This is a genomic window from Nocardiopsis sp. NPDC101807, assembly GCF_044766605.1.
In the GTDB taxonomy this organism is placed as follows: Bacteria; Actinomycetota; Actinomycetes; order Streptosporangiales; family Streptosporangiaceae; genus Nocardiopsis; species Nocardiopsis tropica.
Genome location: NZ_JBIWMK010000002.1, coordinates 800,860 through 815,698, shown reverse-complemented (window position 1 = coordinate 815,698; position 14,839 = coordinate 800,860). Strand labels below are relative to the sequence as shown.

The following is a 14,839-nucleotide window of genomic DNA, read 5'->3' as shown; positions in this document are numbered from 1 at the left end:
ACCTGATTCCTTTCCGTCATGCCTTGAAGTTCGGGGACTGCTTGATGGCGCGTCGCAGGCGTGCGCCCTGCTTGTCCTGCCGGTTCATCTCGGCGCGCAGCCGCGCGTCGGTGCGGGAGGCGGCATGGGCATTCTCGCGAAGCAGCCGGTGGTAGCTGTCGAGACGCCGCCCGGCGAGTCGGCCGTCCTCGACGGCGGCCAGGACGGCGCAGCCCGGTTCGGCGGCGTGTGCGCAGTCCGCGAAGCGGCAGTCCCCGGCCAGTTCGGTGATCTCGGCGAAGACCTGGTCCAGGCCCTCGTCGGCCTCGTGCAGGCCGACGCCGCGCAGGCCCGGTGTGTCCAACAGGACCCCGCCGCGGGGCAGCGGCAGCAGCTCCCGCCACGCGGTGGTGTGCCGGCCCTTGCCGTCGCTCCCGCGCACCGCGCCGGTGGCCAGCAGGTCCTCGCCCAGCAGGCGGTTGCCGAGCGTGGACTTGCCCGAGCCCGAGGACCCGAGCAGGACGACCGTGCCCGCCAGGGCGGCGGCCAGGACGTTCATGCCCTCGCCGGTGGCGGCGCTGGTGACCAGCACCTCCACACCCGGGGCGACCGTGGCGACCTCGGACGCCGCCGACACGGGGTCGGCGGACAGGTCGGCCTTGGTGAGCACCACCACGGGCGTGGCGCCGCTGTTCCAGGCCAGGGCGAGCATCCGCTCGATCCGCCCGTGCCTGAGCGGATCGGCGAGCGGGACGGTCACCGCCACGGTGTCGACGTTCGCCGCCAGTACCTGGCCGTGGGAGGTGCGCGAGGCGGTCGAGCGGACCACGGCGGTCCTCCGCTCCAGTACCTCCGCGACGGTGGCGGAGTCCGAGGCGGTGGCCGGCCGGACGGCCACCCAGTCGCCGGTGCACGGCGTCAGCCGGTCACCGTTGGCCGCCGGGGCGACGGGCGCCGCGCGAACGGGACCGGTCTCGGCGACGACGTCGCACAGGCCGCGTTCGGCCCGCACCACGCGGCCCGGGACCAGACCGTCGGCCCGCGACGGGGCGAAGGAGAGCTCGCGCTCGGGGTCCCAGCCGTAGTCGGCCGGTGTCAGGACGCGCGTGGGCGGGGGGGAAGGATGATGTGAAGCGTGTTGATGAAACACAGTGGAGACCCTTGGAAGGGGGCCCCGCCGGACGGCAGGCGCGCCGGAACCACCCCTACAGGGGAGGAAGGCAGGCGAAGGTCAGGACGAGGCCCGGGAAGTGAGGATGGTCCGGGCACCGCGCACAGCGGCGGTCTCCACGACAGTCATCAACTCACCTCCCTCGGTCTCCGCAGGCGAACCGGTCGTCGCCGCGCCAGAAACTCTAGCACCCGATTCGACGAGTCCGGGTGGGAGTTCCGTCACCTGCTCCGGGACGTGGCCGCGCCGACCCGCGTCGGGCGGCACGCCGCCCGACGCGGGTCGGCGGCGACGCACACGGACGCCCGCGGTCCCCGGCCGCCCCGGCTCGGGAGGACGCCGTGGGGGAGCGGCGGCGTTGCGCGGCGTTCGCGCGGCGGCCGCGATGCGGCGAGGATGGTGCCCGACGTCCATGGGCCCGTGGACGGCATGGACGAAAGGGAGGGTTGTGGTGGAGGAGGCGCTGGGGCTGGTGTCGGTCCTGTTCGGGGTGGTGGGGGTCTCCGCGGTCTGCATCGCGGTGACCCGTTCGGGCTCCGACGGTCGGCTGCCGCGTGACGTCGCGGTCGGGATACGCACACGGCACACCACGGCCTCCGAGGCTGCGTGGCGGGCCGGCCACACAGCGGCCCTGCCCCAGGTGGCCGCCACCGCCTGGGTCGCCGCCGCCACCGTTGTGCTCGCGGTCCTGGCCCAGCTCTCGCTCGGCGGGGGGTGGGGCGTCGTCGCGGGGCTGGGCGGCATGGCCTGCGAGGTCATCGTGCTCGTACGTGCGACGATGACGGCCGATCGGGCCGCCCGGAGCGCCTCCTAGCGCAACTCCCGACACGGCGGCCCCACCGAGAGGACCTCCGATGCGCAGCGTGATCTCTTCGATGGGCGTCTCGCTCGACGGCTACATCGTCGGGCCGGACGGCGGCTTCAACTGGACGGAACCCGGTGACGAGGTCTTCCGCCTCGTCACCGACGAGACACGCGGGATCGGCGTCTACCTGCTGGGGCGGCGGCTCTACGAGACGATGCTGTACTGGGAGACCGCCGACCAGGACTCAGAGCTCGACGCCCCGACGCTCGAGTGGGCCGCGGTCTGGACGTCCCTCCCCAAGGTGGTCTTCTCCACCACGCTGACGGCGGTACGGGGCCGTGCCCGCCTGGCCTCCGGCGGTCTGGCGGAGGAGGTCGAGCGGTGGCGGGCCGAACCCGGAGAGGGCGACATCGCGATCGGCGGCGCGACGCTCGCGGCCGCGGCGGCCGAGCTGGGCCTGATCGACGAGTACCGGGCCAGGGTCCATCCGGTGCTGGTCGGCGGCGGGATCCCCTTCTTCCCCCGGCGCGAGCGCCGGGTGGACCTCGCACTCGTCGAGAACCGCACCTTCGATTCGGGGGTCGTGTACGTCCGCTACCGCGTGGCGCGCTAGCGCCGCCACGGGGACCTTCGCGCAGGAGGGGAGGGGTCCCCCCGCGCTGTGCGCGTCCGGCTCGCCCGGTCCTACGACGCCGGTGCCCCGGCCCTGGGTGCGGTCCCCGGCGCTTGTCCCCGATACCCGGGCCCGCCCGCAGGTCAGCCGCCGAACAGCCGGTCCAGGCGGGCGTCGAGGATCTCCAAGGCCCGTTCCCCGGCCATGTGGCCCAGGAGGGTCTGCACCCTCAGCCCGTCCGCCAGCGCGAAGACCTCGGAGGCCGCCGACCGCGGGTCGGTCGTGGCGCAGACCGTCCCCTCCGCGATCGCCTGGCGCACCGCCTGCTCCAGGAGGACCTGAAGACCCTCGTAACCCTGGAGAAGGGGCGCGGCCAAGGCCGGCTCGACCAGCGCCCGGGCCAGAAAGGCGACTCCGACGCGCTGCGCCTCCACCTTGCGGGGGTCGGTGTCGAGCAGCCCGGCCAGGACCGTGCGGATGACGGTGCGCGGCGGCGCCCCGGGGACGGCGGCCAGGTCCCGGCGCGTTCCGGCCACGTCGCGTTCCCCCACGTACTCCAGCGCGAACAGCAGCATCTCGTCCTTGGTCCGGAAGTAGTGCTGCACCCGCCCCATCGAGATCCCGGCCTCGGCCGCGACATCGCGAAGGCTGACGGCCTCCAGGCCCCTCGCGGCGACGAGCGAGCAGACGGCCTCCGCGATCTGAGCACGCCGCTGCCGGTGGTCCACCTGTCTGGGCAACGCTTCCTCCGTCTCCGGTCCGACGCATCGCATTGGACCACACTCCCCGGGCCAAGGTTACAATGCAAGCGCATTGCAATGCGACTGCATTGCATGGAGAGGGGTCTGGCATGTCGGAAGTACTCCGCCTCGTGTTCGTGGAAGCCCGGATCTACGGCCTCACCCTGGTCGCCGGCGTCCTGCTGATCCTCCAGGGGTGGGGGTCGGGGGTCACCGAACTCCTCCGGGGCGCCGGCTGGGGACCCCTCGCATGGGTCGCCGAGCGCGTCGCGCTTCCGGAGGACGCACCGTTCCTGCTCGGTGCGCTGGGGTTCGTCCTCGTGCTCTCCGCCTGCTTCGCGGTCCAGCACGACTGACCGCCGACCCGGGCGGGCGGCCCGTTCCCGGGGCGGTTCCGGTGGCGCGGCTCCCGGCGCGCCACCCCCGGCGCCCGGAGCCGAGCACCCGCCGGGCCCAACGGCGCGGAACCAACCCCCGCGCCACCGCGTCACAAGCCCCGATGAGAACTCAAGAGAAGGCGGTGGCACCGTGAGCCACGTGCAAGACGCACTCGTGCTGACCCCGAACCGCCGCAGGGTCTGGACCAGGCTGGCCTTCGCCGCGGTGCCCATCGTGACGGCGACCATCGGCATCCGGGTGAAGGCCGGGCCCGTGGCCGGCCTGATCGCGGGCGCCCTGTTCGCCGTGATGATCCTGCTGCTCCTGCTGCACACGCACCGATCCAGCATCGTCCTGACCCCGTACGAGTTCATCGAGAAGGGGCTGGGCTTCCAACGGCGCCGCCCCAGGGCCCGCATCGCCCGGCTGGTCCGCGCGAACGTCGTCGTGCCCCGCTCGGGCTCCAACGACACCCTGTACGTGCTCGACGCGAACGGTGAGGTGGTGATCAGGCTGTACGGCGCGAACTACTCGCCCCAGGACATCGACCGTCTGGTCCGTGCGCTCGCCGTGCCGTGCGAGGGCCCCGACCGGCCCGTCACCTACGCCGAGCTGGCCAGGACCCACCCGCACGTCCTGTCGTGGGTCGAGCGGCACCCCGTCCTGCTGGCCTGGGTGGTCGTCGGCGTCCTGCTCCTGCTCGTCGCGGTGTTCGTCCTGGTCATGCTCCTGCTGGACGTGACGGGGTACGTGTAGGACCGGCCCTGCGAGGGTGCGCGACCCGCCTGCCGTCCGCGAGGCCCCGACGGCAGGCGGGGACGGGAACGCCCTTTGTCACCGGGGCTCAGTAGCGTCGCGGCCATGTCGCACACCGCGTACACCTATGCCTATCTGAGGCCCTCCGCGGTGCACAGCACCGCGACGGGGGACACCCTCAGCCTCCAGACCTCCGGGGGGACCACCCCTGCGGGGAGGGCCGACCGCCCGCGGTTCTTCGCGGGCTTCCTGACGAACCCCCAGGTCGCCGCGGCCGGTCTGCTGAGCGTCGCCGACACCGCCGCCGCCCGCTACTACCGGCCGCAGAACAGGGCGTCACTCGACCCGGTGGTCACCGGGAGCGGCGACCGGCTCCGGTTCGAGTCGTTCTCCGGCTGCTGCGGGGTGTACGCACGGCTCGACCTGCTGGACGAGGCCCTCGACGGCGACGACGTCCGGCACGGCACGACCAACGTCGACGTCAACGCCCCCCTCGCCGACGCCCTGGGCCGCGTCGGGCCGCGCGACCCGCTGCACCTGGAGGTCGGCCCCGACGAGCTGGCCGTCACCACCTTCGACGGACCGGTGGTGGAGAAGAAGGTGCCGCTGCCCGACCGCTGGCTGCGCGGCTTCGCCGAAACACAGGTCATCGCCTCGGGGTTCGACCCGCGCGCCGAACTCGACGCCGTCGAAGCCGTCCGCTTCCTCCGGTCGCTGCCGCGCCCCAACGCCGCCCGGGGCGCATCGCGCGGAGCCCTCTGGGCGGTGCCGTCCGGCCGCACGCTGCGCACCACCGCGCGCGCGGTCCCCGGGGCCGTGTGCCTCGCGGGCCCGGAACGGCTCGCCCCGCTGACGCGCGTGCTGCGCCACGCCACGGGACTGCGGGTCCACGGCCCCCGCGTCGCTGCCGGAAGCGCCCCCGTGGCGAGCGCGTGGGAGGTCCTCCTCCCCGGGATGCGCCTCACCCTCACCCTGTCCCCGGACACCGCACGCGGGTTCTCCGGTGAGGGCGGCGTCCTCGACGCCCTGGCGTCGGAGGATTCGACCGACGACGCCGACCTGGTGTCGGTGCTGCTCGCCTGGGAACCCACCGTCGACGTCGCGGACCTGGCCGCGCAGTCGGGGCTCACCCCCGAGCGCGTACGGGCGGCGCTCACCCGTCTCGGCACGGCCGGGCGCATCGGCTACGACGTGTCGGAGGCGGCGTACTTCCACCGCGAACTGCCCTACGAGACCGGGCGGGCCGAGCGCCACAACCCCCGGTTGAGGGCCGCCAGGGCCCTGGTCGAGACGGGCTCGGTCCGCTTCGACGGTGACGCGCCCGCCACCGTCACCGTCACCGTCGACGGCCACGTCCACCGGGTCCGGTCCACGGAGGGGCGCCTGACGTGCACCTGCCAGTGGTGGGCCGAGTACCGCGGGGGACGCGGCCCGTGCAAGCACGTCCTCGCCGTCCGCATCGCCCGCCCCCGCACCCCCGCCGACCACCCACCGGAGCCCCGATGACCGACCGCCCCGCCTACGACATCCCCGACACCGCCACCCCGGGCGTGCGAGCCGTGCTGCGCGCCGTACGCAAGGGCCGCGGGGAAGACGTCCCCCGACTGCTCGCACCCCTCGCCGACGCGGAGCGCCGCACATGCCTGCCGGTGCTCAAGGCCTGGCGCAGATCGGTGCGCGACAGCTGGGAGCCCGAGCACCTGGCGGTGCGCACGGCCCTGTTCTACGCCGGCGCGGGATGTTCCACCGGCACGGCCGACGCGGCGCAATGGATCGCGAGCCCCGATCTGCGCTGGGGCGATCGCGACGCGGCACTGGTCGTCTCCGTGGTCGCCCATCGCGGACCGCAGTGGCTGGCCAAGGTCGTCCACCGGCTGGCCGAACGCCGCACCGTGGCCGAGGAGGAGTACCCCCTGCTCTCCCTGCTGGCGCGCGCCGCGGGCTGCGAACTCCCCGCGACCGACGGCGTCGTCCTGGGCTGGGAGCAGAGCATCGGCGGCTGGGGCCGCTCGATCGAGGACGACCTGCGCGAGGACCCGTGGCTGACCACCATGGTTCCGCGGCTGTTCGAGGTGCCCGGGACCGGGGCGGACTTCCAGTACTCCCGGCCGGACGACGCGGGCTGGCCGCACGCACTGGCCCGGCTCGCCGGGGAAGGACTGCTCGACCGGGCGATGCTGCTCGACGGCTGCCTGTCGCGGCTGCCGCGCGAGCCCCGGGCCGGCACGGTGCGGGGCTTCCTCGCCCTGTTGACCGCGCTGGACCCGACCCGGGACGAGCACGCGGCACGCCTCCTCACGTGGGTGCGGATGCTGCCCGACGCGCACCCGCAGGCGGTGGCGCGCGCCCAGCAGGTCCTGGCCGTGCTGGACGAGGCGGGCCGCGTGGACGACGAGCACCTGGTCGAGGCATCGCTGGCCGCCCTGGTCCGTCCCGAGAAGAAGATCGTGCGGACCCAGCTGACCCTCCTCGACAAGGCGATCAAGCGCGACCGGTCACGCGCCGACGTCCTGCTCCCCGTCACCGCCGAGGCGTTCGGTCAGGAGGAGCACAGCCTCCAGGAGCGCGCCCTCGCCCTGGCCGTGCGCCACAGCAGGTACGCGGACCCCGCCGTGCTCGCCGGGCTGGCGGCCGACTCCGGCAGGCTCGCCCTGGACCTGCGCCGACGGGCCGCGGACGCGTTCGGCGACGCCGTTCCCGGGCAGGCCCCGGCGGAGAGCGGGGACGCCCCGCTGCCGCCCGCGCCGGAGCCCGAACGGCTGGCGCCGCCCCCGCCCACCGCCGCCGAGCTCGCCGAGGACGTGGCGGCGCTGCTGCGCGGCAACGGCTCCCCGGCCCAGGAGGAGCGCGCGCTGAACGCCCTCGTGGTGCACGCCCGCGCCGACGCGGACGGCCTGCGCGCGGCCCTCGAACCCGTCGCGGCACGCCACCGCGAGCGCGTGCCGTACGTGAACGCCTCCGACGCCCTGTGGTTCGTCGTCCACACCGCCGTGTACGGTCTCCCGCCGCGGAACCCGGACTACATCCGCTCCCTGGTCGAGGGACACCAGTGTCAGCACCAGGCGACCGGAGCCATCCGCTTCCTGCGCGCGGACGAGGTCGCGGTACGGCTGCACCGTGACCCCCCGCCGGGCCTGCTGGCCACGCCGACCTGGTCGACGGGGACGATCGACCCCGCGGACCTGGCGGCGCGGATCGCCGACTACGAGCGCTCCGGCGCCGAACCCGGGCCGGTCGACCTCCGGCAGGCGCTGCTGCGTCTGGACCGCGACGTCCCGCCGGAGGCGCACACGGCCGCCGGGCGCCTCACGTCCCCGGCGGGGCGCCGGCTCGCGGACTGGCTCGCCTCGGGCGGACTGCCCGACCCCGCCCTCACCCGCGCCGCCGAACCGCTGCGTCTGCGCTCGCCCCGTCCCGGCGTACTGGTCCGCACCGCGGCCCTCCCCGGGCACGCCGCATGGCCCGAGCCGTTCCGGTCCCTGCTCGCCGAGCACGACCCCGTCGGCAGCCCGTGCAGGTGCCACGGCGGAGGGGAGTGCTCCGCGGAGGCGCTGGCGATCCTGCCCCAGCACCGGGAGGTGGTCGCGGGGCGCATGCTGGTGTCCGTGGCGATCCACGCCGAGTACGACCGACTCGACGAGCACGCGCCGGTGCTGCCCGCCCTCGCGGAGTCGGGCGGCCCGGCCGGGCCCGCGACCCACCTCGTCATGGCCTACGGCCTGGGGGCCCGCCGCCCGGAGTCGCAGGCGCACGCCGTGGACGCGATCCTCACCCTGGCCGCCCGCGGCCAGCTGGACACGCAGCGCCTGGGCGAGGACGTCGGCGAACTCACCGTCCTGCGCCGGCTCAAGACGCAGCGCTACGTGAAGGTCCTGCGCGAGGTCTCCCGCGGCGGGGCGCACGCCCTGGTGTGGTCCCTCCTGTCGGCGTCCCTGCCCGTCCTGCTGCGCGGCGCCCCGCCGTCCGGCCTGTCGGCCGTGATCACCCTGGCGGCGGACTGCGCGGAGCTCTCCGCGGCCAAGGGCCCCGAGCTGCCGTGCATCACCGAACTGGCGTCCCGCCCGGGATCATCGCAGCTGGTCAAACAGGCCCGGCGCATCCGCGACACGGTCACGGCGCCGTAGCGCGTGTTCGGGCGGGGCGGGCGGCGGGACCGGAGGCGGCTCGCCCGCCGGGTCGCCTCCCGCCCCGCCCGGGCCGGGAAGCCCGGTGGACACGCGCGGACCCCCGCGCACCCCTTCATCCGCAGGAAGGGTCCCGGCGCCCGCGGATGCCGTCGAGGAGGAAGGCGGTGCGCCGGTCGTACGCGTCCCGGGGCGGGCGGGCGCCGTGTTTGAGCGCGAGTGCGTTGTCGACGACGAGCGCGTGGAGGTCCTCCGACGTGAACTCGGGCCGCAGTGTCCCGGAGGCGTGACCCGCGGCGACGAGTTCGCCGTTGATCTCGCCCGCGGCCCGGCAGATGTCCATGAGCTGCTGTGAATGGGGGAATTCCTGCAGCAGGACGTCATTAGCGGTGGGCTGGCGGTACTGGAGGTCCCGGATCGCGGTGATGTAGTACGCGATCCTCTCCCCGGCGCCGTCGAGGGCCCGTGTCCGGTCGATGGCGGCGTAGAGCTCGTTCGCGACGACCTCTTCGATGACGGCCTCGATGAGCCCGACCCGGCCGCCGAACCGGTTGAAGATCGTCGCCTTGCTCACCCCGGCCGCCCTGGCCACCTCCTCCAGCGGCACGGTCAGTCCCCGCCCCTGGAAGGCGCCGATCGCGGCGCGGCGGATCTGCTCCGCGTTGCGCCGGGCGTCGGCGCGCAGCCGAGGCCTCGCGGGTGTCGCACCGGTCATGGTCCCTGCCGTTCCTCGCTGACGCCACCATAAGTTGACTCCTGGGGTCAGTTTATCTACGGTCGACGGCGAACACGAAACTGACCACGCTGGTCAACTTAAGCGGAAGTCCGCCACCGGGCCGGACGCCAGCGCTGACACCCAGGGAAGGCCACGGACATGATCGTCGTCACCGGTGCCACCGGCACCCTCAACGGAGCCACCGTCGAGCACCTCCTCAAACGCCTGCCGGCCGACAGGATCGGCGTCAGCGTGCGCGACGTCGCCAAGGCCCGGCACTTCGCCGACCGCGGCGTGCGCGTACGGCAGGGCTCCTACGAGGACCCGGCCGCCCTGCGCGACTCCTTCGCCGGCGCCGACCAGGTGCTCCTGGTCTCCGGGAACGACCCGACGGCCGACATGGTGGGTCTGCACCGCAACGCGATCGAGGCGGCCGTCGAGGCCGGAGCCCGGAGGATCCTGTACACGAGCCAGCAAGGCGTCGCGACCGACGGCCCGTACCCTCCGGCGGCCGTTCACGCCGCCACCGAGACGATCCTCGCCGGGGCGGGGGTCGCATGGACCTCCCTGCGCTACGGCTTCTTCTCCCACAGCTTCGCCCCCCTGCTCGGGCCGTGGCGGGAGACCGGGGTGATCGCCGCGCCGGCCGACGGACCCGTCCCGTGGACCGCCCCCGCCGACCTGTCCGAGGCCACGGCGGCCGTCCTCTCCGGTGAGCGCTCCTTCGACGGAGCGGTCACCCTGATCGCCGGTGAGGCCGTCACCCTCGACGACTTCGCCGGGATCGCCTCCGAACTCAGCGGCCGCTCCGTCGAGCGTGTCGTCGTCGACGACGAGCAGTGGGTGGCCGACCAAACGGCGGACGGTGTTCCGGAGCCGGCGGCCCGCTTCATGCTCACCATGTTCCGTGCGACCCGTGAGGGCTACTTCGCGCAGCAGGATCCGCTGCTGGCCGAACTCCTGGGCCGTGAACCCCGCGGCGTCGCTGACCGACTCGCCGAGCAGATCGGGGCCTGAAGGGCTCGGAGCGGGGCCGGGGAGGACGCCTGGACCGGGCCCCCGGCCATCGGCCACCGGTCATCGGCCACCGGACGCGGCGACCGGGGCGCCGGTGTCCGCCGGACCACGTCGTCGAGCGCGCAGGTGCTCCGGCTCGCCCGCTTCGGAGCCGGTCCATCGGTCCGAGGTCTCTTCGCGGTGCCGCTGCGTCACGGGACGGCCGCGCCCCGAGCCAGTTCCTCGGCATCCGAGGTCGCGCACAGGCCCTTTCCCGTGCAGCGGATCCGTCCTCGAAGAGGGGTGCGATCCGGCCCAGGGGCGAAAGGGCTCGTCTTCGCCGGAGAACGCCAAGAGTGACTCAAGTCACCCTCTTGGGCCATGTGGTGGCGATACAGAACATCCGGCCTGCTCAGGTCGATCCCGGGGGTCGCAGGGACGTAGTTCGAGGTGGAACAAAGTCCCTGAGGAAAGTCACCACATGTAGGCATACTGCAACTGCAAACCCTCAAAGGCAGGTGTAGTCCTGACAAAAGAAGAAAGGCCGGACGGATGAAGTTCGAGCTGGTCGATCCCCCGGATCGCCCCCCGACCGGCGAATTTACCGGTCCCTCCTCCGCGAGCCGGGGCCCGGACGAACAGGCCGTGCCTCCGTCGGTCACGGAGCACCCCGACGCCCTCCCCCCACCGGTCAGGCAACGCATGAACACCGCGGTCGAAGGCGTTCGCGCCTCGCTCGGCCGGCTCAGGGCCCGCGTCGCAGACAAGTACACGGCCGAGGCCGTCCACGCCGCCGCCCAGGTCCGCGACGCCGACGCAGGCGCCGCCTTCCACCCGCACCGGTTCACCGCCCGCACCCGGGAAGGTGAGCGATGAGCCAGTGGGACATCGACGTCCACGGCGTGGCGCTGACCCTGAGCGACTTCAGCACCCAGCTCGGCCTGGACGGAGACGGCTTCTCCGCCACCATCGACACCACCGCCGACGGCATCGACATGGCCCTGGCCAACGCCAAGAGCCCCCCGGTCGAAGCGGCCCTGGGCGGGTTCCTCGGCCACTTCACGACCCAGACCGACGCCATGTTCACCCGCAGCCTCTCCTGCCTGCAGGGCGCCAACGACGCTGCCCTCGCCTACGACCAGGGACAGGAGGAGATGGCCGCCGAAGCCCAGAGCCAGGCCGGCACCGGCTTCAACCTCGACCTGGGACCCGACGCCCCCGCCACCCCCGGAGGACCGCGGTGACCTTCGAGCCCACCCAGCCCCAGGACGGGGTGGACCCGAACATGTTCACCCTCATCGACCCCGAGGCCATCCCCTACCCCCTGACCGACACCTGGTCGCTCAACTACGCCGCCGAGACACTGCGCACCGGCGGGGAGAACCTCCTCGGCGACGCCGAGGACATGCACTCCACCTGGGGAGGGCTCCAGGCCCACTACGTCGCACCGGAGAGCGAGACGCTCTTCGCCGCCATGGACCCGGTGGTGACCCGCGGCGAGGACATCCAGAGCGACCTGGCCACCGTCGCCGACGCCCTGGAGGAGCTGGCCGAGGCCGCCTCGACGGCGCGCTCCTCCCTCAACACCCTCAGGATCGAGGCGCAGTCGTTCTGGAACAAGCACCACGACAAGAAGGTGTGGTGGCTGGACAAGGACGACGAGACCGACGAGTGGGCCCTCCAGGAGAACATCCGGCTCAAGGACGGCGTCAACACGGCCTGGGCCGCGTTCAACGAGGCCGAGAACGCCTGCGCCACACGGATCTCCGCCCTCTTCGGCGGCCCCTCCTACGCCTCGCCCGACCAGGCGGGCGGGGACGACGTCCTCGTCTACGGGCTGCCCACCGACGCCGGCGAGCGCGAGGCCCCGGGGTTCGACGAGACCTTCCTGGACCCGGCCAACGACTTCACCGCGTGGCTGGGCACCGAGTTCCACCCCTCCATGGCGCGCTTCTCCAACAGCACCGACCAGGCCGCGTGGGACATCGTCGTGGTCGACGGACTGTGGGGGTCCGCGGTAGGGCTGACCTCGCTGGTCGGGCTGTGGCACCCCCAGGGCGGATGGCAGATCACCCCCAGCGGGCGCTGGGAGAACACGAAGAACACCGTCAAGGACGGGTGGATGGACGCGATGACCTTCATCGGCGTCCACGACGACCAGGGATGGGTGGCCGACGGCGCCGAGGGCACCAGGTGGGACCGCTGGACCACCAACATCGGCGCCAGCTGGGACCAGGCGGTGGAGGGGCACACGGCCTGGTCCAGACATGAGGAGGACCCGGAGTACACCGGCGCCACCAGCATCCTCAACACCGCGCTGATGACCGTGGGCATCCCGCTCAAGATCGGCACGACCGTGCTGACGCTCGGGCCGGGCGGAGAGGCGATCACCCCCTCCGACCGGGGCGGCTCCTACTCCGACGGCGACGACCAGTCCTCCCAGTCCGGCGGGCGCCCCCCGGTGGGCCCGAGCAGCCCCCTGCCCCAGCGCCTGGAGGAAGGAAGCACGCCGATCGGCGAGCGCTTCCAGCACGACCTCACCCTGCTCCGCGGATCGCTCCTGGACCCCGACCAGTACCGCAGCACGCCCGCACCCCGGCCGGATGCGCCCTCCCCGCCCCCGAACCGGCCAGTGGTCGGTAACGGCGGAGACCAGCCCTCCCCGACCCCGCACCAGCGCGGCGACACCCCGCAGGGCCAGGGGGAGGGCCCTTCACCCGACCGCCCCCGTCCCGAGGACGCGGACGCTCCCAGAAGGCCCGACCCGGACACCGAAGCTCCCGCGCCGACCACACGCCCGGACACCGAAGCACAGCGCGTCGGCAACGACGCCCCGCGCGCCGAGGACGAGCCCGAACGGCGTCCTACGCGACGAACGGACGATGACGAGTCCGACGTCCAGGACGACGATCGTCCCGTCCGGCGTGACGACGCTCCAAGGGAAGAGCCCGCTCGCCCGGAAACCTCCACCGGCGGCGGCGAGGGCGGCGGTGACCAGCCGCCCCGGGACCGCACCTCCACCGGTGGGGATGACGATGGTGTTGATCGCAGCGGCGACTCTGATAATCAGCCAGGCAAGCCGCCTAGGTCAGGGCGAAGAGAATGGACGGCCTCGTCAGATATTGAAGGACCAGCGAGAGATAAGGTTCTGCGGGAGCCTCACCCGAGGCACACCATGGGTGGAGTCAAGCATGGTCAGGTGAAAGCTGAAAACAGTCTCGTGCTCCCCTATGCTGTTGACTCAATGAGGATTGATATTGGCGAGATCGCTTCTGGGAGGGCTGAATTCGATGCTAAAACTCAACAGTACCAGGTGAACGGGCGAACGTATGGAGTCGAGCCTTCTGGTACGGTTTTCCCTGTATCTGGCCCTGGTATTGTGCAGCTGGATAGAATTGCATATGGCGCACTGAAGCACATAGCTCGTGCGGGCGGTGACATGAGTAAGTTGCAGAGGATGTTCGATAACGATCCAAAATTTAGGGACAATCCGGATTCGGTCGCCCTTGCGAGAAAGATATACGAGGAGTATGGATGATGTACAACCTTCTTCTGGCTGGGATTTTTAACCCGGTCGGGTTGCGGGAGGCGCTGGCCAAGGTATTTGATCTCCCTGTCGTCCGCATTGATGTGGTGGATGAGGAGGAGCTTGAATATCGTAACTGGGATGCCTGGGTGTCTGTCGAGTACTCGGTGCAGAGTGGGGATGTGTCCTGCTCCCTGGCTGTCTATGCAACTGAGGATGTAAAAGAAAAGCCAAGCGAGGAGGGGATTTCTCTTGGGCTGTCCGGTTTTCTAGATGCTGTTATCCTGTTCCCTGCGGAGGAGAAATACCCCAGTCTCTGGAGGGTTGCGACGCCTAGGGGGGAAGTCGCATATGCTCGCCTTCGAGAGCCGGAGGATGATGCTGAAGTTTTCAGGATCACAGATGTCGAAATCCCTGTTCCCGAACTTCCCGGAGCAAGTATTTCGAGGTTCCCGGAGGTTATCAAGGTACTTCAGCTTCCGACGCCGATAGTTGACTCCTATATTCCCGGCGAAGCGGAGGGGGGGCTTTGGGAGATTCGTGGTCTTGCCGTTAACTGGGAGCGCCTCACAGTGCGCATGGCGACTGGGTGGCCACCGGTTGCATGGTATCCGGCCTCCATGTATGAGGAAGACCTTCGATTCAGGGATAAAGTGCAAAAACTTGCGCAGGATATATCTGATGATGATCGCGGGTTGGTTCTTGAAATGTTGGACGAAGTTGATGGTGTATACCGTGGAATGACCGTTGAAGATGGTGGTCTGGCTCTTGCTGAAGCGTGCGGGCTGTCTCTAGGTGATTTCGTGGGTCGACCTTGGTACTGGTTGCGTCGGCCATATGAACTGCCTTGGAGGGCTGAATAAATTACCCGTTGTCCGGCTTGGTGATTGATTGGCTCTTCTGGCTTCCAGCGGGGGCGGAGCGGCGGCGAAGGAGATGGCTGACACCGCTTCCCATGACCGCCGCTCCCTGGGCTGCCGGCTGACGGGGTGAGCGATGGGGCGAGCGCTCTTCTCTTGCCCCTGGGAGGGAGAAA

At 71.6% G+C, this 14,839-nt stretch carries 14 protein-coding genes; 11 read left to right on the top strand and 3 right to left on the bottom strand.

All coding sequences use genetic code 11. The annotated features are described in order from the left end of the window. Window positions 1–16: 16 nt before the first annotated feature. On the bottom strand, window positions 17–1,129 hold the full coding sequence (rsgA, locus tag ACIRPH_RS08800) for a ribosome small subunit-dependent GTPase A (RefSeq protein WP_402911195.1): 1,113 nt from the start codon (window positions 1,127–1,129) through the stop codon (window positions 17–19). Between the two features lie 469 nt (window positions 1,130–1,598). Between rsgA and ACIRPH_RS08795 the strand changes: the two genes are divergently transcribed. Then, window positions 1,599–1,964 carry an SdpI family protein gene (locus ACIRPH_RS08795; protein WP_402911192.1) on the top strand — a complete coding sequence of 122 codons (366 nt, stop codon included), beginning with the start codon at window positions 1,599–1,601 and terminating at the stop codon, window positions 1,962–1,964. Window positions 1,965–2,004: 40 nt separating this feature from the next. Further along, the gene (locus ACIRPH_RS08790; protein ID WP_402911190.1) at window positions 2,005–2,568 is read left to right on the top strand and encodes a dihydrofolate reductase family protein; all 564 of its coding nucleotides are present in this window, start codon (window positions 2,005–2,007) and stop codon (window positions 2,566–2,568) included. Between the two features lie 143 nt (window positions 2,569–2,711). Here the strand turns inward: ACIRPH_RS08790 and ACIRPH_RS08785 are convergent, their stop codons facing one another. Next, entirely contained in the window at window positions 2,712–3,308 is a 597-nt protein-coding gene (locus tag ACIRPH_RS08785; RefSeq protein WP_402911188.1) for a TetR/AcrR family transcriptional regulator, read from the bottom strand. A 110-nt stretch (window positions 3,309–3,418) separates the two neighbouring features. Between ACIRPH_RS08785 and ACIRPH_RS08780 the strand changes: the two genes are divergently transcribed. The 4 genes from ACIRPH_RS08780 (at window position 3,419) to ACIRPH_RS08765 (ending at window position 8,566) form a co-directional block, all read left to right on the top strand. Beyond that, window positions 3,419–3,664, top strand: a complete 246-nt coding sequence (locus tag ACIRPH_RS08780; RefSeq protein ID WP_402911185.1) for a hypothetical protein — start codon at window positions 3,419–3,421, stop codon at window positions 3,662–3,664. Between the two features lie 181 nt (window positions 3,665–3,845). Continuing rightward, window positions 3,846–4,442, top strand: a complete 597-nt coding sequence (locus ACIRPH_RS08775) for a hypothetical protein (protein ID WP_402911183.1) — start codon at window positions 3,846–3,848, stop codon at window positions 4,440–4,442. Window positions 4,443–4,547: 105 nt separating this feature from the next. After that, complete coding sequence (locus ACIRPH_RS08770; protein WP_402911181.1) at window positions 4,548–5,948, top strand: SWIM zinc finger family protein; 1,401 nt, start codon at window positions 4,548–4,550, stop codon at window positions 5,946–5,948. Continuing rightward, window positions 5,945–8,566 carry a DUF6493 family protein gene (locus ACIRPH_RS08765; protein WP_402911179.1) on the top strand — a complete coding sequence of 874 codons (2,622 nt, stop codon included), beginning with the start codon at window positions 5,945–5,947 and terminating at the stop codon, window positions 8,564–8,566. Before ACIRPH_RS08770 ends, ACIRPH_RS08765 begins: the two co-directional genes overlap by 4 nt. A 115-nt stretch (window positions 8,567–8,681) precedes the next feature. Here ACIRPH_RS08765 and ACIRPH_RS08760 read toward each other — a convergent pair whose 3' ends face one another. Next, a complete protein-coding gene (locus tag ACIRPH_RS08760; protein ID WP_402911176.1) occupies window positions 8,682–9,281 on the bottom strand; it encodes a TetR/AcrR family transcriptional regulator in 600 nt (199 codons plus the stop codon). A 159-nt stretch (window positions 9,282–9,440) separates the two neighbouring features. Here ACIRPH_RS08760 and ACIRPH_RS08755 point away from each other — a divergent pair, with 159 nt between their 5' ends. From ACIRPH_RS08755 to ACIRPH_RS08735, 5 genes are all read left to right on the top strand, one after another. Then, complete coding sequence (locus ACIRPH_RS08755) at window positions 9,441–10,298, top strand: SDR family oxidoreductase (protein ID WP_402911173.1); 858 nt, start codon at window positions 9,441–9,443, stop codon at window positions 10,296–10,298. 681 nt (window positions 10,299–10,979) lie between these two features. Then, window positions 10,980–11,153 carry a hypothetical protein gene (locus ACIRPH_RS08750; RefSeq protein WP_402911170.1) on the top strand — a complete coding sequence of 58 codons (174 nt, stop codon included), beginning with the start codon at window positions 10,980–10,982 and terminating at the stop codon, window positions 11,151–11,153. Then, window positions 11,150–11,521 carry a DUF6507 family protein gene (locus ACIRPH_RS08745; RefSeq protein WP_402911168.1) on the top strand — a complete coding sequence of 124 codons (372 nt, stop codon included), beginning with the start codon at window positions 11,150–11,152 and terminating at the stop codon, window positions 11,519–11,521. The genes ACIRPH_RS08750 and ACIRPH_RS08745 overlap by 4 nt, the downstream gene beginning before the upstream one ends. Further along, entirely contained in the window at window positions 11,518–13,815 is a 2,298-nt protein-coding gene (locus ACIRPH_RS08740; protein WP_402911165.1) for a hypothetical protein, read from the top strand. Before ACIRPH_RS08745 ends, ACIRPH_RS08740 begins: the two co-directional genes overlap by 4 nt. Then, window positions 13,812–14,666, top strand: a complete 855-nt coding sequence (locus ACIRPH_RS08735) for a hypothetical protein (RefSeq protein WP_402911162.1) — start codon at window positions 13,812–13,814, stop codon at window positions 14,664–14,666. The genes ACIRPH_RS08740 and ACIRPH_RS08735 overlap by 4 nt, the downstream gene beginning before the upstream one ends. Window positions 14,667–14,839 lie beyond the last annotated feature (173 nt).

Excerpts from the sequence above, each read along its gene's own strand:
- ACIRPH_RS08790 (WP_402911190.1), top strand. The coding sequence starts at position 2,005 with ATGCGCAGCGTGATCTCTTCGATGGGCGTCTCGCTCGACGGCTACATC.
- ACIRPH_RS08780 (WP_402911185.1), top strand. The coding sequence starts at position 3,419 with ATGTCGGAAGTACTCCGCCTCGTGTTCGTGGAAGCCCGGATCTACGGC.
- ACIRPH_RS08770 (WP_402911181.1), top strand. The coding sequence starts at position 4,548 with ATGTCGCACACCGCGTACACCTATGCCTATCTGAGGCCCTCCGCGGTG.
- ACIRPH_RS08765 (WP_402911179.1), top strand. The coding sequence starts at position 5,945 with ATGACCGACCGCCCCGCCTACGACATCCCCGACACCGCCACCCCGGGC.
- ACIRPH_RS08760 (WP_402911176.1), bottom strand. The coding sequence starts at position 9,281 with ATGACCGGTGCGACACCCGCGAGGCCTCGGCTGCGCGCCGACGCCCGG.
- ACIRPH_RS08755 (WP_402911173.1), top strand. The coding sequence starts at position 9,441 with ATGATCGTCGTCACCGGTGCCACCGGCACCCTCAACGGAGCCACCGTC.
- ACIRPH_RS08750 (WP_402911170.1), top strand. The coding sequence starts at position 10,980 with ATGAACACCGCGGTCGAAGGCGTTCGCGCCTCGCTCGGCCGGCTCAGG.
- ACIRPH_RS08745 (WP_402911168.1), top strand. The coding sequence starts at position 11,150 with ATGAGCCAGTGGGACATCGACGTCCACGGCGTGGCGCTGACCCTGAGC.
- ACIRPH_RS08735 (WP_402911162.1), top strand. The coding sequence starts at position 13,812 with ATGATGTACAACCTTCTTCTGGCTGGGATTTTTAACCCGGTCGGGTTG.